Below are 25,658 nucleotides of genomic sequence, written 5' to 3'. Positions count from 1 at the left end.
TTTAATAACAGTTGAGTTACTCCCCTCTGACTACAAAGTCATAGGTATTCTATTAATATCGTTATTATACACAAAATATAGTTTTATAACAAACCATATAATTTAATTTCTGGAAACTTCTCTTCAAACCATCTTGTTGCAAATTCATTATCAAATAAAAATACATGATTTTCATAAATATCTTTAACTAAAATTGAACGTGATGTACTCATCTTATCTTTAACTTCTTCTTCATTTTCTATCCAACGTGCAATTTTCGGTCCGACTGGCTCCATGACAACATCGACATTGTATTCATTTTTTAAGCGGTGTTCGAATACTTCAAATTGTAACTGTCCAACTGCACCAATAAGAATTTGGTTTGTGTGAAGTGCTTTATAATATTGAATTGCACCTTCTTGAACTAATTGTTCAATACCTTTATGAAAGTGCTTTTGTTTCATAACGTTTTTAGCCGAAACTTTCATAAATAATTCTGGTGTGAATTGTGGTAATTCTTGGAAACTGAATTTTTGATTTCCACCAACTAAAGTGTCGCCAATTTGGTAGTTACCTGTATCATATAAACCAATGATATCTCCAGCTACTGCATGATTTACTGTTTCTTTATCATCTGCCATGAATGATGTTGAACGTGTAATTTTTTGTTTTTTCTTCGTACGTTGTAATGTGACATCCATGCCACGTTCAAATGCGCCACTCACCACACGCATAAAGGCAATACGGTCTCTATGTTTAGGATCCATGTTCGCTTGAATTTTGAAAATAAATCCTGAAAAATCTAAATCATAAGGTTTTACTTCCACTTCTTCTTTCGTTTGACGACTATGCGGCATTGGTGCATGGTCTACATAAGCATTCAAGAAGTTTTGAACTCCAAAATTAGCTAATGCCGAACCGAAAAATACAGGCGTTAATTCACCATTTAATAATGCTTCGTTATCAAAGTCTTCTCCCGCTTCTTCTACTAGCATCAACTCTTCAATAGCTTGAGAAAATGCACTATCGTTTTTCATTTTGTGATCTTCTTCTAATTCAAAATCATCATTTAAGTGCAACGTATTTTCTTCATCTCTAAAAGGTTCAATCGTATGTGAATCACGATCGATAATACCAAAGAAGTTTTGGCCCATACCTATCGGCCAATTCATTGGATATGTTTCAATTTCTAAAGTAGACTCAATTTCATCTAATAATTCAAAAGGTTCTTTACCAACACGGTCAAGCTTATTAATAAAGGTAAAGATTGGAATGCCTCTCATTTTACAAACTTTAAACAGTTTTAAAGTTTGTGGCTCAATTCCTTTTGCACAGTCAATTACCATAACAGCACTATCTACTGCTAAAAGTGTTCTATATGTGTCTTCTGAAAAGTCTTCGTGCCCTGGTGTATCTAAAATGTTAATTTTATAGTGATCATAATCAAACTGCATCACTGAACTTGTAACTGAAATACCACGCTCTTGCTCAACTTTCATCCAGTCACTCGTTGCAAATTTCCCACTTTTTTTACCTTTAACAGTTCCTGCTTCTCTAATTGCACCACCAAATAATAATAACTTTTCAGTTAATGTGGTCTTACCAGCATCAGGATGAGAAATAATTGCAAAGGTTTTTCTAGATTCTACTTCTTCCTTTATACTCATTTTTAATCTCCTTTAATCCTCAAGTATCGATTTGACAATGTCTGTGGCAATCTTAGTCGCTGTAGACTCGTCAAGTAACGTAAACAAGTGTATCACAAGTTCTTCATTGATATCATCTTCATTTAGTGTTGTATCTATTTCTAATGACCAATTTAATTCTGGGAGCGCAATTAAGTATAATTGCAATTTCGTATTTTCATAAATATATAAATTTGAATGCACACCGTTACAATCTATACTGCTAATCTTCAACAGGCCCACCACCAAATTTTTTATATGCTGCTTCTAAACCAATTAAATCATCTCTATGAGGTACTTTTACATGGCCAGGCATAATTTGATATGGTTCCCTGCCTTTTGAAGCTAACACTACTGTATCTCCAGGTTCTGCGATGTCAATCGCATGGCGTATTCCTGATGCACGATCATCAAACTCAATGTAATTATGATGTGTCGCACCTTGTGCCAGTGCATGTGTTAACACTTTAGGATCATCGTTTGCTGGATTATCTGGTGTGAAGATCACATAATCCGCACGGCATGCAATACGTCCCATTTCAGGCGCTTTGCTCATATCTCGTTCTCCTGCCAAACCACATAAGAAAATTAATTTTTGTGAAGTAAAAGGTTGAACTGCATCGATTAATTTATCCATACCATCAGCTGTATGTGCATAATCAATAATCAAATCAATTGGTAGCGTTGCGTCTAATACTTCAAGTCTGCCTTCGACTGGTTCTAAATTTTCAACTGCTTTTATAATTTCACTTAGCTTGACGCCCTTACTCCAAACAGCAATCATTGCTGCCATAATATTAGAAACATTAAATAATCCGACATAGGGTGATTTCACATAAAAATCACCTTCTGGCGTTACGAAATTGAAAGTCACACCCTGTAATGATTCGTTTATATCTTCTGCCATAAATTGTGCATTGTTATTAATACCGTAAGTAAACGCTTCGAATGGTGATACTGATGCAAGATATTCAGAAAATTCATCATCTTTATTTAAAACAACAAACTTTTCTTCAGACAAATCTTGACCAAGCTGACTAAATAATAGTGACTTTGCATGGCCATATGCTTCCATTGTACCGTGAAAATCTAAATGGTCTTGTGTTAAATTTGAAAAAATTGCCACATCGAAATTAACGCCGCTTAAGCGTCCCAGCGATAAACCGTGGCTTGAAACTTCTAAAGTCATTGCCTCCGCTTTCTTTTGAACTGCTTCATTAATTTTTTTAGTTAAAGCTACAGTTTCTGGTGTAGTATTAGAGCCTTTAGATTTTTCCTCATTAATCTGAAAACCATTTGTTCCTAAGTAAGCACTACCTTTACCTAATTTTCTATAGATATGGTGTATCATTGTAGCGATTGAAGTCTTGCCATTTGTTCCTGTGACACCGTATGTTACAAGTTGTTTACTTGGATAATTAAATAACTGGTTTGCTAATAGACTTGCTGCGCGTAAAGTATCCGGTACTATGATTTGTGTCACGTTTGCGTTTAATGCCTGCGCTTGGCTTACAACGACGATTTGGCAGCCTTGGTTAACTACGTCTTGACAGAATTTGTGACTATCAACGGTGTAACCTTTTGATGCTACAAAAACGCTGCCTTGTTGTGCAGTACGAGAATCAGTTGTGATATCTGTTACATCTCTCTTTAACGTACCGACAACTTGTTTTACTCTTATTTTTTCAAATAACAAATTTGCATCCAACATTTATCGCTCCTTTATTTCCAATACTTCTATTATACACGTTTTTCTTTGATTTTATAGAATCTAATATCTAGATTTTAATAATTTCTTCCTATTATATATGTACTTTTTATAATAGGAAAATTACATGATTTTTTTGAGTTTAATTTGGTTTTAAACCGCTTTATTAATTTTATGTAACTATTCTGTTAATACTTTCTATATATTCACTTAATTTTTACTTTTCAAGCATACATTTATATTAAGCGTGGTAATGTATTAATATACAATGACTTAATATACTGCATACACACTTCTGAATATCAGTATGAATCATTTCATATCAGTATGTAAAATGATATAATCTTCAGTAATTATGTTTTTTCTTTCGCATGTCAAGGAAATGCGTTAAACTTAGCATGAGCTAAATTTATACTATTGGAGGGTGGCTTAAATGGTTACTCAGAATAAAAAAATACTAATCCTTACTGGATCCTTTGGTAATGGTCATTTACAGGTTACTCAAAGTGTAGTGAACCAGTTTAATGAAATTAATCTAGACAATTTAACAGTTATTGAACATGATTTGTTTTTAGAAGCTCATCCAATACTGACTTCTATATGTAAAAAGTGGTACATTAACAGTTTTAAATATTTCAGAAATATGTACAAAGCATTTTACTATAGTCGTCCCGACCAATTAGACAAATGTTTCTATAAATACTATGGACTTAATAAATTAATAAATTTACTGTTAAAGGAAAAGCCTGATTTAATCTTGCTAACTTTCCCGACACCAGTAATGTCTGTTTTGACAGAACAATTTGACATGAACATTCCTATTGCAACTGTAATGACAGATTATAGAATGCAAAAGAACTGGATAACACCTCATTCTCAAAGATATTACCTAGCTACGGAAGATTTAAAAGAGGAGTTTGCTAGCATAGGGATCCCTAAATCACATTTGAAAGTTACTGGAATCCCTATTGCAGATAAATTCGAAGATGATATTGATAAAACTTCGTGGCTGCGTCAAAATCATTTAGACCCTAACAAATCAACGATACTCATGTCTGCAGGTGCTTTTGGTGTATCAAAAGGCTTTGATCAAATGATACAAGAAATATTAAATCGAAGTCCGCACTCTCAAGTCGTAATGATTTGTGGTAAAAATAAAGAATTGAAACGTACGTTATCTGCACAATTTAAAAATTACGACAACGTACTCATTGTAGGCTATACTAAACATATGAATGAATGGATGGCTTCAAGTCAATTGATGATTACTAAACCAGGTGGCATCACAATATCCGAAGCCCTAACACGTCAGACACCAATGATTTTCTTAAATCCTGCTCCTGGGCAAGAATTAGAGAATGCAAATTACTTTGAAGAAAAAGGGTTTGGTTTGATTGCTGACACACCTGAAAAAGCAATTCAGCAAGTTGCAACATTAACAAATACACCATCAAAAATAGCAGAAATGACTCAGTCTATGAATGAATCTCGAATTCCATATTCAACGTACAAGTTATGTAATGACTTGTTAAATTTACTAGATCATTCATCACGCTATGAAGAAGTTTACGGAAAGGTTCCTTTATATGCAAAGCTCTTCGTTAAATAAAGATAATTATCATTCAAATAAAAACTTTATAATCTTGTTAGTAATTTTGTTCTTAATGGAGTTTGCCCGAGGTATGTATATATTAAGTTACTTAGCATTACTTCCAACAGCAACCTCAATAGCGGTAGGTGTCACATCTATCGCTATTTCTGTTCATTTTATTGCTGATGCAACAACCAACTTTGTCATTGGTTTTTTACTTAAACGTTTAGGCACAAAACTCGTGCTTACATTAGGTTTTCTACTTGCATTCGGAAGCTTGTTCTTAGTCATTTGGTTCCCGACTTCTCCGATTGTTCTAATTATCAGTGCAGTACTCCTTGGTATAGCTGTCAGCCCTATATGGGTCATTATGCTTGCAAGTGTTGATGAGAAAAATCGTGGCAAACAAATGGGTTATGTTTATTTTTCATGGCTCCTCGGTTTACTTGTCGGTATGGTTGGTATGAACCTTATCTTCAAATTCCATCCGACGAAATTTGCGTTTATGATGTCGTTGGTGGTGCTTATTGCTTGGATTTTATATTACTTCGTGAAAATAAGACTTACGAATTATAATACTCGACCAGTTAAGCAACAATTAGGCCAAATCGTAGATGTTACAAAACGTCATTTAATTTTATTCCCAGGTATTTTGTTACAAGGTGCTTCAATCACGGCGTTAGTACCTATCCTACCTACTTATGCCACGAAAGTTGTCGGTGTCTCTACAGTAGAATACACTATGGCGCTTGTCTTTGGTGGTATTGGTTGTGCTGTTTCAATGCTCTTCTTATCAAAAGTCATTGATAAACATGGCACGTTATTTATGTACAGTGTCATTTTTGGTGGTTTTATGCTATATACGGTAATGATATTTGCTTTATCACTAATTACAGATATTGCACTTGTATGGATATTAGCAGTCTTCATTGGTCTGATGTATGGTATATTACTACCGGCGTGGAACACATTTATGGCAAGCCATATCCATTTAGATGAACAAGAAGAAACTTGGGGTGTATTTAACAGTGTACAAGGCTTTGGTTCAATGATTGGCCCACTTGTCGGTGGTTTAATCACCCAATTCACAGCTTCTGTAAATAATACATTTTATTTCTCAGCATTATTATTCTTATTCTTAGCTATATTCTATGGTCTATATTTTATTAGAAAAAGAAAATATAATCTTAACTCATAATATTTTCACTAAGATTATAGCCACAAAATAAGGAGTCACTAACAAGTTGTTAGTGACTCCTTATTTAATTCCATTTTTTAATCGTAAGCAATCATAGATGCTACTAATGGGGTATTATTTTAAGCTAAATTAAAGTTATCTAATACTTTCCATTTTTCATCTTTCTCATCGTAATAAACTAAAGAAAGTTGTTCAATTGTTTCTTTATAATCAATGCCCGCTAATTTCAATTGTCCATAAATATCTTCAAACTCTTGGCTTGTTAGCCCTTGCGCAATTGTGAAATGTGGTACAAATGAGTGATCCGGAACGCCATGGAAATCACCATTGTTAAATTTGTAGAATAATTTTTCTAAAGTTTCAGTTTTTTCAACTTTAAAATAAATGACATTGGTAATCGGCGCGAAGTTCGATGCTTTTGTTGCATGAACATCAACTGCTGGTATACCCTCAAGTCTAGATTTAATCGTCTCTTTGACAGATTCTAAATCGCTATCGTTTATTTTAAATTGCCCCTTAATCGTGATATGCGGCATAATTGACGCATAGTGAGCATCATAACGCTTACGATATGCATTCACTTCATCTTGAAACGCTTTTGACGGAATTAATGCTAATCCTAAAATCATTTAAATTCCTCCTTTGTTTAACATAATTACATTATATCAAATTTCTGAAAAATTCGTTACTTTAAACTAAATTTTATTCAGATTATTAAAACGAAATATTATCTGACAAAAAATACTTTAGTAAATCATCGAGTAAATGCTTCCATGATTTCCATCTATGGCCGCCTTCAAACTCTATGTAATGATGCGTGAAGTTATTTGCTTCAATAATAGATTTCAGTTCGCGGTTAGGCGTTAGAAAATCTGCACGCTTACCGTTTGTTGGTAACTCAAAGTCGTCTTCTTCTAAACCAACAGCATGCCATATTGTTAACTGCTCTTGAAATTGACATCGTTCAATTAAAGTTTGAATCACTTCGTCATGTTGTGGACTCAATAAGCCGACTTGACTAAAGATTCTTGGATAAGATAAAGCTGTCATTAACGCAACACTTCCAGCCAAACTATCTCCAAGTAATATGCGTGCATTACCTACTTTATATGTAGGAAACGTTCGATCAATAAAAGGTAAAATTTCATTCGCTACTGCTTTTACAGTTAAATGTGTACGTGCACCTTGTGGATGAAATTCTGCACGTCGTTTGTCAACATCTTCATAATGAAAACCAACAAAGATTGCTTTTTCAATTTCATTTTTTTCACGTAAACTTTCATAACTTCTATGAATTCTTCCAAAACTAAAAAAATCTAAACCGTCAAAACAAAATATGACTTTGTACTTAAATAATTCTGAAAAATCCTTTGGTAAATAAATAGATAGTGTGACATCTCTTTCTAATAATTCGCTAGGAAAACTAATTTTATTAATTCTTCCTGGTTGAAAATCATACATAAATAATGCGCCCCCTAGTAGTCTTAATGACATTGTACCAAGAGACGCATTATTTTAAAATATTTCAACTTAACTTTTTTATAAATTGAAGACAGTGTTATTCCTCAAACTTTTCTTCTTTTAGTCGTTTAGGATAATCTTTGTGCCAGAAGACAGCATTAGGTAATTTTTTAGGATCTGGTTTATAAATGGCTCTTTTACCTGATCCAAGTGCTTTCTTCTGTTTCTCATAATCTTTCAAGGCATTAATTGCTGGCTTATGCAATATCCAAATAGCAATGATATTTAACCAAGCCATCATACCAACACCTAAATCACCCATCATCCACGCTACATCAGCAGTTCTCACTGCACCATATACTGTAGCTGCAATGAGCACAATTCTAGTGATATTAATATAAATAAAAGTCATTTTTTTCGAACTTTTTCTAGTTAAATACGTAATATTGGTTTCAGCAATATAATAATATGCCAATATTGTTGTAAAGGCAAAGAAGAATAGTGCAATCGCAATGAAGTATGACCCTATTCCTGAGAATGCAGGATCGAATTGATAGCCACTACCTTGGAATGCTTTATCAATACCTGCTTGCGCGTACATTGCTGTACCTGAATAATCTTTATCCCCGTTTGACATTTCTACAAATATACCGTTATCTTTAATCATGCTTGCTTTACCATCTGACATGGTCCCACCATCAGTGACGTTATATGTACCTGAAAGTAAAATAATTAAACCTGTTGCCGTACACACAAAGAGTGTATCAATATATACTGAGAATGATTGTACTAGCCCTTGTTTAGCTGGATGAGATACTTCTGCTGCAGACGCAGCATGTGGCCCAGTCCCTTGACCAGCTTCATTTGAATATAGTCCTCTTTTCACACCAATTTCAATCATAGCACCAACGATACCACCAAATGCTGCTTCAAAACCAAATGCAGATTTAAAAATTAAAGCAAAGAGCGCCGGAACTTGTTCGATATTAATAAATATAATAACGACTGCCATTAAAACATATAAAATTGCCATAAACGGAACAACTGCTGTTGCAGCGTTTGCAATCCATTTAATACCACCAAATATGATTAAAGCAATTAATACCGCCAAAAATATTGCGACTATCCAAGGGTCAAAACTAAACGCATTTTTCATTGAACTAGAAATTGCATTGGATTGAACACCTGGTAATAATAGACCTACTGAAATTACTGTTACTACAGCAAAGATTAAACCGTAGATTTTGCCGAGCTTACCTTTGATACCATATTCGATATAGAATGCTGGACCACCTCGGTATTGCCCCTTTTCTTCCCTTTTATAAATCTGACCGAGTGTAGATTCAATAAATGCGCTACCAGCCCCTAAAAATGCTGACGCCCACATCCAGAATATTGCACCAGGACCACCAATGAATATGGCAGTCGACACACCTACGATATTACCAGTCCCTACACGACCTGCCAATGATAGCGCAATCGCTTGGAAACTGGATATACCAGTAGGTGATTTCTCCCCTTGAAACATTAGACGTATCATTTCTTTAAAATGCCTAACTTGGAAAAAGCGCATCATAAATGAAAACAATACCCCTGTAAGTAACAAACCATAGACTAAAGGCTTGCTCCATACAATATCATACAACCACGTAAGTAAACTCTCTAACATAACGTATCCCCCTTGTTGTACCATTATGTATAATGATATATTTTTAATCATTATACACATATAAAATATTCCGTGCAACGCATTTCATAAGTTATCTTTTTCACAATTTATATATTTCTATTTTTTAATTAATAATAAAATTTTTCAATAACTTAAATGCTCCAAAGAAATAATTTTACACTATTTAATGTATAATGTGACTTCCCTTAATATTCTATAAAGTAATTCGAATCGATTTAATTATTCAACGAATTGACATCAATTTTTATCTTTTGTTCTGTGACTATTTGAGATATACTAAATAGTACTTCAAATACGATTTTTTAGGAGGAAAAGTCCTATGCTTAATAAGGTTTGGTTTAGAACAGGTGTTGCCTTACTTATCCTGTTTTTGCTAATCAAATTAGTAATGGAAGTCCATAGTGTCTTCACACCATTTATGGTTATTATTCAATCAGTATTGTTACCACTATTACTTAGTGGCTTCTTATTCTATATCTGTTTACCTTTTCAAAAAATACTTGAAAAAAACAAAGTTCCACGTTGGGGTAGTATCACAATTATCCTGATTGGGTTAGTCATTATTATAAGCAGTTTTGTAGGTTATCTGGCACCGCTGATAATAGAACAAATTTCAAAATTAATTAAACAAATCCCATCACTACAAAATGAAGTTCAACACATTGTTAACTTTGCTTTAGATCAAATGGAAAGATTACCAGCAGATGTAACAGACAGAATTAATAATATGATTAAGTCAATGAGTGATGGAGCTACTAGTATATTATCTAACTCATTAGGATTCGTGACATCATTTATTTCTACTATGTTTCTACTCATCATGGTGCCATTCTTCCTAATTTATATGTTAAAAGACCACGAAAGGTTCATTCCTTTTATTGCAAGATTGTTTAAAGGAGATAGAAAAGTATTCGTAGTTGAATTATTGAAAGACTTAAACGAAACAGTTAAATCTTATATTCAAGGTCAAGTAACTGTAAGTATTATTTTAGGTGTTATTTTATATATTGGTTATTCTATTTTAGGACTTAACTATACATTGTTACTTGTTATGTTTGCCTGTCTTGCCAATATGATCCCATTCTTAGGCCCTTGGATGGCATTTGTACCAGCTGGAATTATTGGTATTATACAAAGCCCGACAATATTTATATGGGTCTGTATCATTACACTGATTGCTCAACAGCTAGAAGGAAATGTCATTACTCCAAATGTTATGGGTAAATCTTTAAATATTCACCCATTAACAATTATTGTTGTGATTTTAGCAGCAGGTAATCTTGGTGGCTTTGTACTCATTCTTGTTGCTGTACCGCTATATGCTGTTATTAAATCTATCGTTCGTAATGTCTTCCGGTATAGACAACAGCTCATTGAAGCAGCTAATAGTGACGTCAAAGATTAGCTAGTTTATAAAATCGAAAAATTTTATTGTTATTTAACCAAAAAAGCTGAAAGATCCTTTACATTTGTAAGGATCTTTCAGCTTTTAGTTTGTCATCATAGTACCACTTTTATGTTTAAATAAAAAACACCTCTAATTGCAATATTAAATTCCATACATTGCGGTTAGAGGTGTTTTGGTTATTATTTAACGATATGGAATCCACTGTCAACATGAATGTTTTCGCCAGTTACACCACTAGAGAAATCACTTAATAAGTATGCCGCAGTTTTACCTACTTCTTCTTGGTCCACATTGCGTTTTAATGGTGCACGTTCTTTTATCTCATTTAAAATCGTATTAAATCCGCCTACTCCTTTTGCACTTAATGTACGAATTGGCCCTGCCGAGATTGCATTCACACGAATATTGTCTTCACCTAAATCTAATGCTAAGTAACGGACATTAGCTTCTAAACTTGCTTTAGCAACACCCATAACATTATAATTTTGAACAGCAAATTCGCCACCTAAATAAGTTGTAGCTACGATACTACCACCTTCAGGCATTAATTTTTTAGCTTCGCGTGACACAATTGTTAGCGAATAAGAACTTATATCTTGCGCTAATGAAAAACCTTCGCGAGAAGTATCTATAAAACGACCACGTAAATCTTCCATATTTGCAAAAGCGATTGAATGGTATACACCATTAATGTTTCCAACTTCTTCGCCAATTTTAGCAAAACCGTCGACAACATCTTCATCTTTTTGAACATCAATTTGGTACATATGATGTGTTTCTTGATTCAATTGTTCTACTAATTTTTCCAACTCTTTTTTACTACGATCTTTACGATATGTAAATACTAATTTTGCACCTAATTGGTCTAATACTTTAGCTACACCAAATCCGATACTACGTTTATTAGCAATACCCATAATGACAAACGTTTTATTTTCTAAATTAAACATGAGAATAACTCCTTTATTTATGTATTCATTTTAAACCGGTTCGAGAAATTATCAGAAAGCTTTGATTCATTGGCTCGATTCCAATATCCCTTATTTTAACATTGGTTTGATTGTTTAAACAGTTTTTTTGCTATCTATAAGGTATTTAATAAATATCTATGCCTTCAATCGAATAAAAGACATTTTTAACATAATTATAAAAATACAGCGTCAGTGGTAAAAAACATAAAAATCACTTTTTAACTTAACGCTGTACTCTTTATTAATAATAAAATTCTAATTCACGTTTCAATTCATCTACATATTCTTTAGAGCCAGTTACAATCACTCTATCTCTATAACGTAATTGTGTATCACCATGAGGCACGATAGACTCATTATTTCTAATGATACGTACAAAGATAATATCACCATCGAATGGGAAATTACGTAATTGAATTTGGTCATATTGGTGATTTAACATTGCAATTTCATATAGTGAGGTTTCAACATTACTTAAAAGATTAAGCATATTGGGTGTTTCAATTAAACCTTTCAGTAATATTTTGTTACTCAAATAACTACTGAAGATTTCTATGCCTTCTTTTTGTAGTTCAACATCACCAGAGCTTGATTCTAACCTACAAATCACACGTTTCACGCCATGTTCTTTGGCCATCAAAGCAACTTTTCGGTTGATATCATCGTCATTTGTTGAACATACTACAATGTTTCTTTCAAATAACCCTAAACGTTCCAACAACTCTTCTTCATAATCTCCAATTTCAACCATAGAAATGGCATCAGATAGCTTTCGTTTATCACTTAAGTCATTTCTATAGTAAAGTGAAACTTGATAAAGCTGTGAAGTTAAATTCTGAGCGATAGGTATTGTTAATTGGTTTTTACCGATTAAGCTAACTTCAATTTGTCTTGTTGCTTCATCTGGCATTGGGAACATCTTTTTAAAGACAATAGGTACAAAGACACAGGTAATAACTGAACTTAGTATTAAAATACCTGATATTTCACTAGAAATAGTACCTAATTGTTCAGCGATTTTCGCCGATGCGATTACTAAAGATAGTGTTGAAGTTAGTAGAAAGGCCGAAGAAATCGTTGTTTTCATATCGAACCATCTACGTATGTAAAACACAGGAACTAATTTCGAAATTAAAAATGCTAATATTAAAAAGGGTATAATTAATAATAGCGATGGTTCTTTAATTAACTCTGGAATATTTAAATCTACCCCTACCATTATAAAAAATATAGGAATAAAGAAACCATAACCAAATGAATCTAACTTCTCTACCATATCTTCATCAGGACCTAATAATGATACAACGACACCTGCTAAGAATGCTCCAAGTATATTTTCAGCTCCTACGCCTTCTGCTAATGCTACTAACAAAATGATCAATGCAAAGACTGCACGTATTCCAATTTGTGTCGTACCATCCATCAACATTTGCAGGAATTGTGCTTTCTTGAAGATACCTCCTAAGAAATAAAAGATAAGTGTAAATACAACTAAACTACCAATTAACCAAAGTGATGTGCTGCCAGAAGCATGCATCGCACCATAACCTGTAAGTAGTATCATTGTCACTAAATCTGCTAGTACAGCAACAAGTAGGATAAATTGACCTATTGTAGTGCGCATAATGTTCATTTCTTTTAAAGTTGGTACTACTACACCTAAAGAAATTGTTGAAATAATAATTACCATAAGTAAGACATCATCAATTAAACCGAACCATTTAAACATATAAGCAAATACAATTGAAATAATCATAATAGCCATAAATACAATAACTGCTAATTGTAAATGCCCAGGTTCTTGTTTTTTAGATTTTTCTTCTTGTGCTGTTGAACTTTTATCTTTTTTAAATGCTTTAAAATCTATTTCTAAACCACTTAAAAACATTAAAAAGATAAATCCTAAAGTGGATAAAATATTAAGCATCGCATCGCGCTCTACTAAATTTAAAAATGAGTGTCCAATGACAATCCCCATTAATATTTCAGCAACTACGACAGGTAAAAAACTAATATGTAGTCTATTGACTAAAATTGGTGTTAAAAATGCCGCTAATACAACGACAACAAGCGATAGAAATTCCATATAACCCTCCTATGTTAAATAAGACATAAATGACGTTGCTAAACCAAAATAAATTAACATACTTACAATATCATTAATTGTTGTAATAAAAGGTCCACTCGCCACTGCAGGGTCGATTTTCAGCTTATTCATAACTAACGGAATCATTGAACCTACTAATGTACCGACTGTCATTGCTATCGTCAAACTAGCGCCTACAATCACTGCTAATATTGGTTGACCATAAAGTATCATTATAATTAAAAATAGCAAGATTGAGCAAATTAAACCACTTAAAAAACCGCTTCCTGTTTCTCTGAGTGCTACTCTAAATTTACTTTGTTCGTAAATTTCACCAGTTGAAATGTTACGTACTGAAACGGCAAGCGATTGGGTGCCGGAATTACCTGACATCCCACTTATAATTGGAATAAAGGCAGCTAATAATGCTACTTGTGATAAAGTATCTTCAAAAGAGCCTAAAATTGTGGCAGTAATCATACCTAAAAATGTTAATATGATTAACCAAGGCAAGCGTTTTCTAGCTGTTTTTATAATGGAATCATTGGTTGCATCAACATCTGACACACCAGCTAAGCGTGAGTAGTCCTCGCTGGCTTCTTCATCCATAACATCTAAAATATCATCAATAGTGATAATACCAAGTAAATGGTCTTGATAATCTACTACTGGCATTGCAATAAAGTCATAATCTCGCATTTTTTGAGCAACGTCTTCCTGATCATCTGCAGCATTAGCACTAATCACACGTTCACTCATAATATCTTCAATGTATGCATCATTTTCAGCAACAATTAAATCTCTTAACGAAAGTACGCCTGCAAGTTGTTTATTATCATTCACTGTGAAAATGACATAAATTGTTTCGGCATCTGGCGCTTGTTCTTTTACATGCATCATCGCTTCTTTAACTGGCATTGTCGCTTTTAAAGAAATATACTCTGTCGTCATGATACCACCAGCGGTATCTTCTTCGTAGTGTAATAATGCTTTGATTTCTTTAGCATCTTCACGTTTCATTAATGTAAGCAGGCTAACAATTTTTTGCTTAGATAACTGATTCATTATGTCTACAGCATTATCATAAGACATGTCTTCTAGCACTTTACTCGCATACTCGGCATCCATAGTGTCAAAAAGTGATTCATATTCATCTTCGTCAATTTCTAATTGCTCAAAGAAATCAGCTACTTCTTCTGGTGATAATACTTCAAATATTCTTTGACGAATTTCTTCATTACTGTCTTCAAAGTATTCACTTTGTTCATATGTATGCATCGCTAAAAATTCATTTCTGAATTCATCGATATGATTTTCAAACAACAAATTATCTAGCAATGCTTGATCATATACTTGTTCATCCTCTAAAGTGATTGAATCCTTTTCATTAGCCAATGACCCCACCTCCATGAATGTTAAAAATTATATCATATTAAATATAGATTCTATTGCTCTATACTCGTCATTTATTTCAATCTTTTTATACGTGATTGGGTGAATAAAAGATACGCGTACACAGCGTAATAGTTGATGTGCATAAGCTGGATGCGCTTCTCCATATAAATCATCACCCACAATTGGATGTCCTATATGTTGAAAATGCACACGTATTTGATGTGTCCTACCAGTTAATAAATGTACTTCACTCAAACTATAATCTTCGGAACGTTGAAGACATTTAAAACGTGTTCTAGCTTCTTTACCCTTCACGTTGACTTGGCGTTGAATAATACTAGCTGGATCCCTTGCAATAGGTGCATCAATCAAGCCCTCATCTTTCAAATTCCCATGGCATATACATAAGTATCGTTTATCAACCTGTGTTTGAGACATTAAATGATGTATGAATCCATGTTTAGTAAAAATAACGATGCCAGATGTATTCCGATCTATCCGTGTAACGATATGAGGGGTGATTGAGAGGGATGACTGGTTAAAATATCCTAATACTTGTTCGACTAAACTGAAATGTTTATGATCTCTCGAGGGCGCACAATTTTGAAGTGCAGGTTTCGATACAACAAGTAAATATTCATCTTCATATAAGATATTCAAACTATCCGTAAATGGCAGCAAATTCAAACTCGGTGTTTCTTGACCTAAATGAACTTGAAGCACATCACCAATTTCCAATTGTTTTCTAACTGTAACTGGCTGTCCATTAACAACTAAAGCGCCATTATGTTTAATGGCGCTTATAGTCCGCTTAGAATAATGATTTTTTTGTAAAAATGTTCTTACCATTTCTGGAATTTCAATATCATATGTGAATTTCATTACTCATCTTCCCCACTAGAGATAAAGGAATCATGCACTCTTTTCCAGAAAGGAAATGGTCTAAATCTCGCAAACCTTACTTTTTCATTTGCTACTCTAAATTGTATAGCATTAACATTTTTATGTTTTATGCTTACATGATCAATAGTAGTTAATATCGTGTCATGGTTAACTGGTGTAATTAAACACGTATGATGTTTAGGCAATACTAAAGGTGAACCCACTGTTCTAAACACTCTATTATTGATAGAAGCAATTTCTGCAATTTGCATTGCTTCTAAAGATGGATGAATTAGTGCGCCACCTAAGGCTTTATTGTACGCCGTTGAACCTGATGGTGTAGACACACATAAACCATCACCTCTAAATCGTTCAAATTGATTACCTCGTATGTTCACATCGACAACTAAAGTAGAACCATTTTCTGTTTTCATAGTTGCCTCGTTTAAAGCTAAATATCTTGTTTCGTAACCATTATCGTTATAACGCACAATAATTTCTAACAAAGGATATTCTATGACTTGAAATTCTGAATTATTAATTTCGATAATTAACTTTTCTACTTCATGTGGTAACCAGTCCGCATAAAATCCTAAATGACCAGTATGTACCCCTACAAATGCACAACGAGATAGCATGTGACTATATTGATGGAAAGCTTGTAACAGCGTCCCGTCGCCACCCACTGATATAACTATCTCTGGATTATCTGGATCTTCAACCATTTGAAAATCCTTCATGTGGTTAATCATTTTATGTTTCAGTGCATTTGATTTTGAATCACCTTTAGACAATATCGTATAACGCATGATTACACCCCTTAGTCATTATTGTGTTTCTTAGAGCGTTTTTTAGAATAATACTTTTGTGCTTCTTGAATTTCTTCTTTAATTTCCGACATTTCTTCATCAAGTAAAAACGCTGCTTCTGCTGCCCGTTCCAGGCGATGTTGAATCTCAGGTGGATAATCTCCATCATATTTATAACGTAATGTATGTTCAACAGTGGCCCAAAAGTTCATGGCTAGCGTTCTGATTTGAATTTCTGCTAATATTTTCTTTTCCCCTTTTAAGGTTTCAATAGGATATTCAATAATAACATGGAATGAACGATAACCACTTTGCTTAGTATTACTAACGTAATCCCGTTCTTCCACAACCTTAAAATCTTCACGTTGTCTTAATAAATTAACCACAACATCAATGTCATCAACAAATTGACACATCAAGCGTAATCCTGCAATATCATACATTTCTTCATGTAATCGATCAAAAGAAATTTGACGCTTATTTGCTTTATCAATAATGCTAGTCATTGGTTTGACACGACCAGTTACGAATTCAATTGGCGAAGCATTGTCTTCTACTTCATATTGTTTTCTAAGGCCTTTTAATTTAATTTTCAATTCGTCCACTGCTTGTTTATATGGAGATAAAAACTGATCCCATTGATTCATAATACCTCACTCCGCTTCACTCTAATTCGAAAGTATCTTCTACAACGGAAACAAACTCTTTACCATAATTTAAATTACCTTGTATGTTATCCAATATGTAATTAAATTCCCTTTCGAACTGCTGTAATTCTAATTCATCATTTATTATTATTTTCTTACCTTTGTTTTCGTGTAGCATAGACCAAGTTTCTTGAACAAAAATCAAATATGAATACGATTGTCCATCATCCAAGATATATGCGAAACTATAATTATCACTGTCAACAAGCATTTGTCCTGCTTCTTCCAGACCTTCTGTAGACGCTTCTGTATAACAATTGATACTATCTTCTGTTACTTTAATTTCATTTACATAAATACGCATGCTTGTTCCTCCTTATTCTTCATCATTTTAACATAATTCTATCGTACATAACACGTTACAAGGCTAATGTTATGACAACAATTTAGCATAATGTCTGAAGTATTTTTAATTTTAAAATGCAGTTCAATTTAAATTATGTCGTAAGTGTTTTAAAATAAATTATTATATGCTTTAAAGGAGTGTTTCTCGTGGCAACTAACAATGAAATTGAATTCAAACAATTATTATCTCAATCACAGTACCAATCTATATATAATAAGTATTTCCTAGACATGCAACCCTTCAGTCAAACAAACTATTATATAGATACTGAGCAATTTGATTTACGCTCACATAACTCTGCTTTAAGAATACGCGTAAAAGATAAATTCTATGAAATGACCTTGAAAGTACCTGCTGAAGTTGGCTTGATGGAATATAATTTTGAAACACATGTTATACCAGAATTAAATAAAGCTTTAGCCGCAAGTGATTTGCCATTAGAAATTACCCAGCAATTAAATAAAATGAATGTTGACGTTAATCAGCTTGTGATTCTTGGTGCTTTGACTACTTCACGTTTAGAAAAAGAAATTCAAGGCAACTTACTCGTATTAGATAGAAGTGACTACTTAAATTATCAAGATTATGAATTGGAATATGAAGTTGAAGATTATGATGAAGGTTTAATTCAATTTAAAATGATTCTTGAAACATTCGACATTAAACATGAAACTCCCGAAAATAAAGTACAAAGATTTTTCAATCGCAAATCAAATTTGAACAACAACTAATTGCGCACAAGTTTAAAAAGTCGAATTACTTCCAAATGCAAATATTCATGTTATATTAGTTATATATTAAGAGAATATGGTGATAAAATGGCACAGACACCTTACGAAATCATTGGACATGACGCATTATATAAGATGATTGACCATTTCTATTTCTTAGTGGAAAAAGACGACAGAATTAACCATTTGTTTCCTGGAGATTTTCAAGAAACAAGTAGAAAACAAAAACAATTCTTGACTCAATTTTTAGGTGGACCAAGCCTTTATTCAGAAGAACATGGTCATCCAATGTTAAAAAGACGTCATATGGAGTTTATAATAACAAACAACGAACGCGACGCATGGCTTGAAAATATGTATAGTGCTATTCAGCATGCAAATTTCCAAGCAGGTGTCGGCGATTATTTGTATGAAAGATTGCGTTTAACAGCGAATCATATGGTTAATACCGAAAACTAATTGTAGGTGAAATGTACATGACTGAAGAATTAAAATTAATACATGCTAATAGTCGTGAAGATGCGAATCTTTCACCTGTGAGTAAGATAGAAATTTATTCTTTTTTCGACCCATTCAGTAAAGATTGCTTTAAATTATCAGCAATTCTCTCTAAATTACGTATAGAGTATAAGCAATATATCAGTATAAGACATATATTAAACCCGTCATTACGTGTCTTAACAAAATGCCAAGCGCAGAGCACATCAGACTTAGATAATATTGCCCTCGCATATAAGGCTGCTGAACTTCAAGGACGTTTACGTGCAGAACGTTTTATACACCTTGTGCAAAATGAAATCATACCTAAAAGAGATATAATCACTGAATCTATGGTCAATAATTGCATAAGTAACGCAGGGTTAGATTATGAAGTGTTTAAAGAAGATTTGCATAGTAGCTATTTGAAAGAAAGCTTACAAGTAGACTTGCACATCGCACGAGAAATGGAGATTGAAGAAGCGCCTTCGCTTGTATTCTTTAACGAAGATGTTCACGAAGAAGGTTTGAAAGTTGAAGGCCTCTATCCTTATCACATCTATACGTATATCATAAATGAACTCATTGGAACACCTATTGAAAAAAAATTACCGCCTACACTAGAAGGTTATATACAACAACAGCAATTAGTTACCAAAGAAGAGTTACTTACCATTTATGAATGGCCTGAAAAATTAATGAATAAAGAACTGAAAAAATTAGCGTTACAACAAAAAATAGAAAAGCTTAAATCTCCAGATGGAAAATTTTGGAGATCTAAAATTTGATTGTGTGCTAAATAGATGACTACACATAATTTCAGCAAATAAAAAGATAGCCTTAAAGGCTATCTCAGACTGCCAACAAAATCTCATGATTTTTTGTTGGCAGTTTTTTTGTATGCTTTTCTACAACTGTAAATTTATCTTATATATTTTATACCCTTTTACCTAGGACACAATCTCAACCTGTAATCCTCGACACGCGTTTTATTAACTAGTCAGGAATCTATACAAATTACTATTTATATTTCGGAATTTTATACTCTGAACAGTAAAATTATCTCAGAATATTTTACAATATTATCTTATTTTGCAAATACAGCAAAACGTTGTTGTATTTGCTGTGCTTTTACAGCTTCATCTACCATTGCTTGAGCAAAATCTGCATATAAACTACCTGCCCGACCAATAATTAATAAACGCTTGTTGCTGTTACTTACTAAATCGCCCAGATGTTTCATTGATTTACTATGTTCATCTAATTTATTTTCATCAGGTTGTCCAAAAGCATCGATAATTACATCAAATTCTGCAATGTCATCCGTTGTTAAATCAAATAAATCTTTTTGAATCACTTGATCTGTTACTGTTTTATTTGAACTTCTCACAATGGCTGTCACATCTATACCTCTATCGTAAGCTTCTTTCGTAATGAGTTGCCCTGCTTTACCATTTGCCGCTACAATTGCTAATTTCATATATACTACCTCTTACTTGTATTTAGTATAAGTACAAGATAATTTTATAGTTTTAATTTTTTGAAGTCAAACGAATAGTTATTCATATTTTTGGATTTATTTAAAAAAGGATATAAAAAAACGCCGTGTCTGATTACACGGCGCTAAACAAAGGGGATGGGAGAAATTTTCTCACTTCAAACAAAGGGGTATGTTTGTTATGTGATTAATTTCATGTTTATAATATAACACGCTAAATTGCGCCTTTCAACCATTTAGATTAAATAAATCCACTTTGTCACAAACTTGTCATATTGAAAACGAATACATTCATACTAAGCTTTCATTAGCTTTTCAAAAGCATCTAATTTTTGTTCGAATACTTGGCAAGCTTGTTCAATTGGTTCAGGAGTTGTCATATCTACACCTGCATTTTTAAGTATTTCAATTGGATAATCTGAGCTACCTTTTTTCAAGAATTCATTAATATATCTTTTTACTGCTGGTTGACCTTCAGTTAAAATTTGATGACTTAAACTTTGAGCCGCACTATATCCTGTTGCATATTGATACACATAATAATTCATATAGAAGTGAGGAATTCTTGACCATTCTTTACTAATATCTTCATCTGTTTCAACAGAATCACCAAAATATTGTCTATTTAATTCTGCATATTCTTCATTCATACGATTTGCTGTAAGTGGTTCTCCTGCTTCTTCGATTTGATGAATTTTATGTTCAAATTCAGCAAACATTGTCTGTCTAAATAATGTTGCACGGAAACGTTCAAGTTCTTGATTAAGTAGTAATAGTCTACGTTCATCATCTAAATGTTTGTCCATATAGTCGCTTAATAATGCCTCATTACATGTAGAAGCTACTTCTGCTACAAAAATTGTATAACCACTTGAATTGGCTGGTTGGTTTTGACGACTGAAATAACTATGCGCAGAGTGACCAAATTCATGAACTAATGTATATAAATCAGACACTGTGTTAGACCAATTTAATAATATAAATGGATTAGTTAAATGCGCACCTGAAGAATAACCGCCTGAACGTTTACCTTTATTTTCATATACGTCTACCCAACGATGATTTAACCCTTCTTCAACGACTTTCATGTATTCCTCGCCCATAGGTTGTAATGCTTTTATCATCCAATTTTTTGCTTCTTCATATGGCATTTCAAATTTTACATCTTTAACTAAAGGTGTATAAAGATCATACATCTTCATATCTTCTAAACCTAATAAGTCTTTACGTAATTTCGTATAGCGATGTAATAATGGTAAGTAGTTATGCACAGTTTTAACTAAATTATCATATACTTCCTCTGGAATATGATTATTACTTAAAGCTGCTGCTCTTGCAGTTTCGTAATTATGTGTTCTGGCATTAAACACATTTTTTTTCACTTCTCCGGCTAATGTTGCGCTTAATGTATTGTTATATGCGCCATAAGCTTTATATAAATTTTCAAATGCAGATTTACGTAAAATACGATCATCTGATTCTAAACATTTTATAAACGTGCCTTGAGTTAATGAATGATGATTACCATCTTTATCAATGGCATCTTCAAATTCTAAATCAGCATTACTAAACATACCATATACATTATCTGATGTTGATAAGGCATCTTGTGCTTCAGTAAGTAATTTTTCTTTATCTGCACTTAAAACATGCGGGCGTTTTTCATTAATCAGTTTCAAATCAAATGCGTAACGTTTTAAATCATCATTAGATTCAATGAAAGTTTGGATTTGCGCTTCATCAATTTGTAAAATTTCTGGTACCAAGAAACTCCATCCAGAACTGAATTTAATAATAAGTTGATGCGCACGTGATTCATACCCCGTGTACTTATCATTTGCAGTATCTTGATCTTGTTTTAGATGTGCATATACGTATACTTTTTCCAGTTGAGAACCCAGTTCGTCTTCTAAAGCTAATGCGTTATAAAGTGTTTCTGCGCTATCAGCTAAATGACCTCTAAATTGTTCTTCTTGTCCTATGTTATTTTCTACTTCTTTAAATGCTGCTTCAAAAGCTTCATCTGATTCGAAAATAGTAGTTAAATCCCAAGTATATTCAGGATATTTACGTTCTTGTTCTTCTCTTGTTAATTGTTCAGTCATAATATTAAGTAAACCTCCTATAAAGTTCATTATTATAATTTTCTCACGTAACAGTCATTTTTGCACGTTATTACGTCCAATTCTATAATTCAATTTCTGAAATTTTCTAACCATTTTATTAGCAATTTCTTCCTTATTAATATCGCCGATATAAAATTCATTATACTCAATTAATTTCATAAAATCACTTAACTTAAATTGTACATCCTCTAACATGAACAGAAGTTGTAATTGCCAATATACAGGATGAGATTTCACATATAATTGTTCTGGAAAAACAATGCCAAGGTTTTTACTTACCCATGCTTCTGATAATTGTAATTGGTACATAACGCTAAGGCTCGGCTCAAGTACCGACCGCCTATTCCGACAATTTTTCAAGTATTTAATGATAGCAGTGTCACTTAATTTTAAAGTTAAATTATTTTGTTGAATATTTCTTTGAGTCGAAGTATATATCAAAGCATCATTTGAAATGACTTCTCTTATCGCAACATAACGTTTACCACCTAAATATTGTATAATCTTATATTTGTACAGTTGTTGAGTGTAATGATTCCAAGCAAATAAATGGCGCTCTTTTATATTAATAAAAGTCCGTTCATATGTAGTAAGTATTAAGATTTGTGTTATCTTATCATAATTTGGATTATTAATAATCCATACAACATCTAGCCCACATTTTTGTAATGATATACTACGTTTTTTTATATTTAATACCGTAATTTGTGAAAATTGTAACTCAATTGCTACGCTATGATTTATGATTAAATCAGGATATTGATAACATTCTATTATATAAGGTTCTATGGCAACATCATAATTATATTTTTCAAACCATTGAGCAAGCTGATATTTAAGACGATAGTGTTCTAAGGTCTCTCCTTTATTACATGTGACCTTTCTTTTACTTATATGGGCAAAATGAGGTGCGATTAATCGGCCTTTTTTTAAGATAACTTTATTATTACAATGTGGACATTTATATTGATGCCCTTTTTGAGCAATCATTGCTGATATGATTTGGTTGCTTTCGCTTTTTGCACATAACAAAAATTTACCACCTCATTTAATTACACTGTTACTAATGTGTAATTACTTTTAAAATATAGTAATAGTTGAAAATTATTTATATGCTACTAATAATTGAGCGGTCAATAAAACAAGCTATACAAAAAGACCTACTGAAAATTAAATTTCAGTAGGTCTCCATTTTAAATTCAAAACATTTATATTATTCTGTCACACTTGGGAAGTAACGACGTACTTGTGACGCGACATTATGACTCATAATAATTTTTGCATAGTCGTTTAAATATACTTCTGATTTGTCAGTAGGATATGCGAATTCAAGTAATTGACTATAACTATCATTAATTGATTCTTGATCCACTGTTTCATCAAAATGAACAGCATAGTAGTATATATTATTAAAACTGTATAATAAATCTTCAAAGTCATCTATTGATTGATTGTTATGATGCGCATAATCAATAACTTCTTCTAATTCGTTAAATTTAACAATTACTGTACGTGTACTTTGTTGTTTGCGGTCGTTATTTTCTTGGTTGTGGTTGCTTTCTTTTTGTTGTTGACGTTGTTCAAATAAATCTTCTAAACTATCATCTTGGTCAAACGTCTGTGATAATAAATCATTTACTTGATAATCAAGTTGTTCATTATCGCCATTCTCTGACATATTAATAAGGTCTTCATTTTTAGATTTAGATATTGTTACTTCAACACCTTTTTCAAAAGCATGTACTTGTATCCATAAAGGTCCTTCAACTACAAAATCTTCTTCTTCGTTGATTTCTTCCATCATGTTCCAAAAGAACTCTTCACCACGTTTGCGATTTGTCCACAAATCTTCACGTTTAAAACCTCTAGCCTCTATATCACTATATGTTATAAATAATTTAACAGTAGTATCGTCAACACGCTCTATTCTCATATCATCTCACTCCTTACAGTCGATGAATAGTAATCATTATTGTATTAGAACGTAGTAATAATTACAATTGATTTGTTTCATTAATTTTTACTATTTCCTAATTGGTCTCTTATATTAACACATACCCTAACATAAGCCAAAAAAACAGCACTATATACCAAGTGCTGTTTCGCTGTTGTCATCCTCTAATCAAATGTCTACTTATTTTAAAAGTAATGAAATTAAAAACCGGTTCATTTGACCTCACTCTGAGTCTATTTGTTATGCTAAATATAATAAAGCCATAAAGCAACAACATAAACATGCTACTTTATGGCCAATATTGTAAATTATGATTTGTTTTAGTCAACCATACGTTGCGCTTCTTGTAATTGGAACGTACGTACTTTTCTTGGTAAGAAACGTCTGATTTCGTCTTCGTTATAACCAACTTGTAAACGTTTTTCGTCTAAAATAATTGGACGACGTAATAAACCAGGGTTATCTTGGATAATTGAATATAAATCTTGAAGCGGCAATGCGTCTATATCAACGTTTAACTTTTGGTAAGTTTTAGAACGTGTAGATATAATTTCATCTGTTCCGTCTTCAGTCATTTTTAAAATTTGTTTGATTTCGTCAATTGTTAAGTGTTCTGAAAAAATGTTACGCTCCGTATACGGAATGTCATGTTCTTGTAACCATGCTTTCGCTTTACGGCAAGATGTGCAACTTGGTGAAGTAAATAATGTTACCATACATCTCACTCTCCTATTTTTCATGAATTTAAATTCATTAGATTTCAATATTCATATGATTAAGAAACTTTCAAGTAAACTTTGTCTTCCTTAACCTTACAATCAAAGTATACCCTTTCAACATTAAAATTAAATGAGAATTCTTTAATTTTTATCAAAAAATTTAAAATAAAAGCATTTCTCAATAAATTCAGGTAGAAATATTGATATGTCTGTAGTTTAACATAAATTACAAATGAT

General features: G+C 32.6%; 24 protein-coding genes. 6 read left to right on the top strand and 18 right to left on the bottom strand.

All coding sequences use genetic code 11. From position 1 onward, the window contains the following. Positions 1 to 83 precede the first annotated feature (83 nt). The 3 genes from M4L39_RS07460 to M4L39_RS07450 are packed head-to-tail and all read right to left on the bottom strand — an operon-like array spanning position 84 to position 3,372. The gene (locus tag M4L39_RS07460) at positions 84 to 1,646 is read right to left on the bottom strand and encodes a peptide chain release factor 3 (RefSeq protein ID WP_277581470.1); all 1,563 of its coding nucleotides are present in this window, start codon (positions 1,644 to 1,646) and stop codon (positions 84 to 86) included. A 12-nt stretch (positions 1,647 to 1,658) separates the two neighbouring features. After that, positions 1,659 to 1,907, bottom strand: coding sequence for a YueH family protein (locus tag M4L39_RS07455; protein WP_277581502.1), 249 nt, complete (start codon positions 1,905 to 1,907; stop codon positions 1,659 to 1,661). After that, the gene (locus M4L39_RS07450; protein WP_277581501.1) at positions 1,888 to 3,372 is read right to left on the bottom strand and encodes a UDP-N-acetylmuramoyl-L-alanyl-D-glutamate--L-lysine ligase; all 1,485 of its coding nucleotides are present in this window, start codon (positions 3,370 to 3,372) and stop codon (positions 1,888 to 1,890) included. The genes M4L39_RS07455 and M4L39_RS07450 overlap by 20 nt, the downstream gene beginning before the upstream one ends. Positions 3,373 to 3,805: 433 nt before the next feature. Between M4L39_RS07450 and M4L39_RS07445 the strand changes: the two genes are divergently transcribed. Further along, complete coding sequence (locus tag M4L39_RS07445) at positions 3,806 to 4,981, top strand: diglucosyl diacylglycerol synthase (RefSeq protein ID WP_277581469.1); 1,176 nt, start codon at positions 3,806 to 3,808, stop codon at positions 4,979 to 4,981. Next, complete coding sequence (gene ltaA, locus M4L39_RS07440; RefSeq protein WP_277581468.1) at positions 4,959 to 6,161, top strand: lipoteichoic acid biosynthesis MFS flippase LtaA; 1,203 nt, start codon at positions 4,959 to 4,961, stop codon at positions 6,159 to 6,161. The genes M4L39_RS07445 and ltaA overlap by 23 nt, the downstream gene beginning before the upstream one ends. Before the next feature lie 119 nt (positions 6,162 to 6,280). Here the strand turns inward: ltaA and M4L39_RS07435 are convergent, their stop codons facing one another. The 3 genes from M4L39_RS07435 to M4L39_RS07425 form a co-directional block, all read right to left on the bottom strand. Next, on the bottom strand, positions 6,281 to 6,790 hold the full coding sequence (locus M4L39_RS07435; RefSeq protein ID WP_002508084.1) for a YjcG family protein: 510 nt from the start codon (positions 6,788 to 6,790) through the stop codon (positions 6,281 to 6,283). A gap of 85 nt (positions 6,791 to 6,875) precedes the next feature. After that, entirely contained in the window at positions 6,876 to 7,622 is a 747-nt protein-coding gene (locus M4L39_RS07430) for an esterase family protein (protein ID WP_277581467.1), read from the bottom strand. Positions 7,623 to 7,719: 97 nt separating this feature from the next. Further along, on the bottom strand, positions 7,720 to 9,291 hold the full coding sequence (locus tag M4L39_RS07425; protein ID WP_277581466.1) for an alanine/glycine:cation symporter family protein: 1,572 nt from the start codon (positions 9,289 to 9,291) through the stop codon (positions 7,720 to 7,722). 340 nt (positions 9,292 to 9,631) lie between these two features. Here M4L39_RS07425 and cozEa point away from each other — a divergent pair, with 340 nt between their 5' ends. Next, positions 9,632 to 10,717: a lipoteichoic acid biosynthesis protein CozEa gene (cozEa, locus tag M4L39_RS07420; RefSeq protein WP_277581465.1), complete on the top strand. Its 1,086-nt coding sequence runs from the start codon at positions 9,632 to 9,634 to the stop codon at positions 10,715 to 10,717. A 182-nt stretch (positions 10,718 to 10,899) separates the two neighbouring features. On the opposite strand, the gene fabI is transcribed toward cozEa, so the two are convergent. From fabI to M4L39_RS07385, 7 genes are all read right to left on the bottom strand, one after another. Then, a complete protein-coding gene (fabI, locus tag M4L39_RS07415; protein ID WP_277581464.1) occupies positions 10,900 to 11,670 on the bottom strand; it encodes an enoyl-ACP reductase FabI in 771 nt (256 codons plus the stop codon). A gap of 262 nt (positions 11,671 to 11,932) precedes the next feature. After that, complete coding sequence (locus tag M4L39_RS07410; protein WP_277581463.1) at positions 11,933 to 13,777, bottom strand: monovalent cation:proton antiporter family protein; 1,845 nt, start codon at positions 13,775 to 13,777, stop codon at positions 11,933 to 11,935. Positions 13,778 to 13,786: 9 nt separating this feature from the next. After that, positions 13,787 to 15,187, bottom strand: coding sequence for a magnesium transporter (gene mgtE / locus M4L39_RS07405; RefSeq protein ID WP_277581462.1), 1,401 nt, complete (start codon positions 15,185 to 15,187; stop codon positions 13,787 to 13,789). Positions 15,188 to 15,199: 12 nt separating this feature from the next. Next, positions 15,200 to 16,054 carry an RluA family pseudouridine synthase gene (locus M4L39_RS07400; protein ID WP_277581461.1) on the bottom strand — a complete coding sequence of 285 codons (855 nt, stop codon included), beginning with the start codon at positions 16,052 to 16,054 and terminating at the stop codon, positions 15,200 to 15,202. Continuing rightward, positions 16,054 to 16,863 (bottom strand): NAD kinase, encoded by an 810-nt coding sequence (locus M4L39_RS07395; RefSeq protein ID WP_069818042.1) that lies wholly within the window; start codon positions 16,861 to 16,863, stop codon positions 16,054 to 16,056. The genes M4L39_RS07400 and M4L39_RS07395 overlap by 1 nt, the downstream gene beginning before the upstream one ends. A gap of 11 nt (positions 16,864 to 16,874) precedes the next feature. Continuing rightward, positions 16,875 to 17,510 (bottom strand): GTP pyrophosphokinase, encoded by a 636-nt coding sequence (locus tag M4L39_RS07390; protein WP_277581460.1) that lies wholly within the window; start codon positions 17,508 to 17,510, stop codon positions 16,875 to 16,877. Between the two features lie 16 nt (positions 17,511 to 17,526). Then, complete coding sequence (locus M4L39_RS07385; protein WP_277581459.1) at positions 17,527 to 17,874, bottom strand: hypothetical protein; 348 nt, start codon at positions 17,872 to 17,874, stop codon at positions 17,527 to 17,529. Positions 17,875 to 18,062: 188 nt separating this feature from the next. Here M4L39_RS07385 and M4L39_RS07380 point away from each other — a divergent pair, with 188 nt between their 5' ends. From M4L39_RS07380 to yjbH, 3 genes are all read left to right on the top strand, one after another. After that, positions 18,063 to 18,647 (top strand): CYTH domain-containing protein, encoded by a 585-nt coding sequence (locus M4L39_RS07380; protein ID WP_277581458.1) that lies wholly within the window; start codon positions 18,063 to 18,065, stop codon positions 18,645 to 18,647. Between the two features lie 87 nt (positions 18,648 to 18,734). Next, the gene (locus tag M4L39_RS07375; RefSeq protein WP_277581457.1) at positions 18,735 to 19,106 is read left to right on the top strand and encodes a truncated hemoglobin YjbI; all 372 of its coding nucleotides are present in this window, start codon (positions 18,735 to 18,737) and stop codon (positions 19,104 to 19,106) included. Positions 19,107 to 19,123: 17 nt separating this feature from the next. After that, on the top strand, positions 19,124 to 19,912 hold the full coding sequence (gene yjbH / locus M4L39_RS07370; protein ID WP_002508097.1) for a protease adaptor protein YjbH: 789 nt from the start codon (positions 19,124 to 19,126) through the stop codon (positions 19,910 to 19,912). 299 nt (positions 19,913 to 20,211) lie between these two features. Here the strand turns inward: yjbH and M4L39_RS07365 are convergent, their stop codons facing one another. From M4L39_RS07365 to spxA, 5 genes are all read right to left on the bottom strand, one after another. Beyond that, entirely contained in the window at positions 20,212 to 20,604 is a 393-nt protein-coding gene (locus M4L39_RS07365) for an NAD(P)H-binding protein (protein WP_277581456.1), read from the bottom strand. Between the two features lie 314 nt (positions 20,605 to 20,918). Then, positions 20,919 to 22,727 carry an oligoendopeptidase F gene (gene pepF, locus M4L39_RS07360; RefSeq protein ID WP_277581455.1) on the bottom strand — a complete coding sequence of 603 codons (1,809 nt, stop codon included), beginning with the start codon at positions 22,725 to 22,727 and terminating at the stop codon, positions 20,919 to 20,921. A 54-nt stretch (positions 22,728 to 22,781) separates the two neighbouring features. Continuing rightward, positions 22,782 to 23,780 carry a competence protein CoiA gene (locus M4L39_RS07355; RefSeq protein ID WP_277581454.1) on the bottom strand — a complete coding sequence of 333 codons (999 nt, stop codon included), beginning with the start codon at positions 23,778 to 23,780 and terminating at the stop codon, positions 22,782 to 22,784. A gap of 181 nt (positions 23,781 to 23,961) precedes the next feature. Beyond that, positions 23,962 to 24,681: an adaptor protein MecA gene (mecA, locus tag M4L39_RS07350; RefSeq protein ID WP_277581453.1), complete on the bottom strand. Its 720-nt coding sequence runs from the start codon at positions 24,679 to 24,681 to the stop codon at positions 23,962 to 23,964. A 341-nt stretch (positions 24,682 to 25,022) separates the two neighbouring features. Next, a complete protein-coding gene (gene spxA / locus M4L39_RS07345) occupies positions 25,023 to 25,418 on the bottom strand; it encodes a transcriptional regulator SpxA (protein WP_002483765.1) in 396 nt (131 codons plus the stop codon). Positions 25,419 to 25,658: the final 240 nt, after the last annotated feature.

The organism is Staphylococcus equorum (assembly GCF_029531845.1).
Classification (GTDB): Bacteria; Bacillota; Bacilli; order Staphylococcales; family Staphylococcaceae; genus Staphylococcus; species Staphylococcus equorum_C.
The sequence above is the reverse complement of the archived record's forward strand: the minus strand, read 5'-3'. Positions and strand labels throughout refer to the sequence as shown.

Coding starts and splice junctions, on each gene's coding strand:
- M4L39_RS07460 (WP_277581470.1), bottom strand. CDS start 1,646: ATGAGTATAAAGGAAGAAGTAGAATCTAGAAAAACCTTTGCAATTATT.
- M4L39_RS07445 (WP_277581469.1), top strand. CDS start 3,806: ATGGTTACTCAGAATAAAAAAATACTAATCCTTACTGGATCCTTTGGT.
- ltaA (WP_277581468.1), top strand. CDS start 4,959: ATGCAAAGCTCTTCGTTAAATAAAGATAATTATCATTCAAATAAAAAC.
- M4L39_RS07435 (WP_002508084.1), bottom strand. CDS start 6,790: ATGATTTTAGGATTAGCATTAATTCCGTCAAAAGCGTTTCAAGATGAA.
- M4L39_RS07430 (WP_277581467.1), bottom strand. CDS start 7,622: ATGTATGATTTTCAACCAGGAAGAATTAATAAAATTAGTTTTCCTAGC.
- M4L39_RS07425 (WP_277581466.1), bottom strand. CDS start 9,291: ATGTTAGAGAGTTTACTTACGTGGTTGTATGATATTGTATGGAGCAAG.
- cozEa (WP_277581465.1), top strand. CDS start 9,632: ATGCTTAATAAGGTTTGGTTTAGAACAGGTGTTGCCTTACTTATCCTG.
- fabI (WP_277581464.1), bottom strand. CDS start 11,670: ATGTTTAATTTAGAAAATAAAACGTTTGTCATTATGGGTATTGCTAAT.
- M4L39_RS07410 (WP_277581463.1), bottom strand. CDS start 13,777: ATGGAATTTCTATCGCTTGTTGTCGTTGTATTAGCGGCATTTTTAACA.
- mgtE (WP_277581462.1), bottom strand. CDS start 15,187: ATGGAGGTGGGGTCATTGGCTAATGAAAAGGATTCAATCACTTTAGAG.
- M4L39_RS07400 (WP_277581461.1), bottom strand. CDS start 16,054: ATGAAATTCACATATGATATTGAAATTCCAGAAATGGTAAGAACATTT.
- M4L39_RS07395 (WP_069818042.1), bottom strand. CDS start 16,863: ATGCGTTATACGATATTGTCTAAAGGTGATTCAAAATCAAATGCACTG.
- M4L39_RS07390 (WP_277581460.1), bottom strand. CDS start 17,510: ATGAATCAATGGGATCAGTTTTTATCTCCATATAAACAAGCAGTGGAC.
- M4L39_RS07385 (WP_277581459.1), bottom strand. CDS start 17,874: ATGCGTATTTATGTAAATGAAATTAAAGTAACAGAAGATAGTATCAAT.
- M4L39_RS07375 (WP_277581457.1), top strand. CDS start 18,735: ATGGCACAGACACCTTACGAAATCATTGGACATGACGCATTATATAAG.
- yjbH (WP_002508097.1), top strand. CDS start 19,124: ATGACTGAAGAATTAAAATTAATACATGCTAATAGTCGTGAAGATGCG.
- M4L39_RS07365 (WP_277581456.1), bottom strand. CDS start 20,604: ATGAAATTAGCAATTGTAGCGGCAAATGGTAAAGCAGGGCAACTCATT.
- pepF (WP_277581455.1), bottom strand. CDS start 22,727: ATGACTGAACAATTAACAAGAGAAGAACAAGAACGTAAATATCCTGAA.
- mecA (WP_277581453.1), bottom strand. CDS start 24,681: ATGAGAATAGAGCGTGTTGACGATACTACTGTTAAATTATTTATAACA.
- spxA (WP_002483765.1), bottom strand. CDS start 25,418: ATGGTAACATTATTTACTTCACCAAGTTGCACATCTTGCCGTAAAGCG.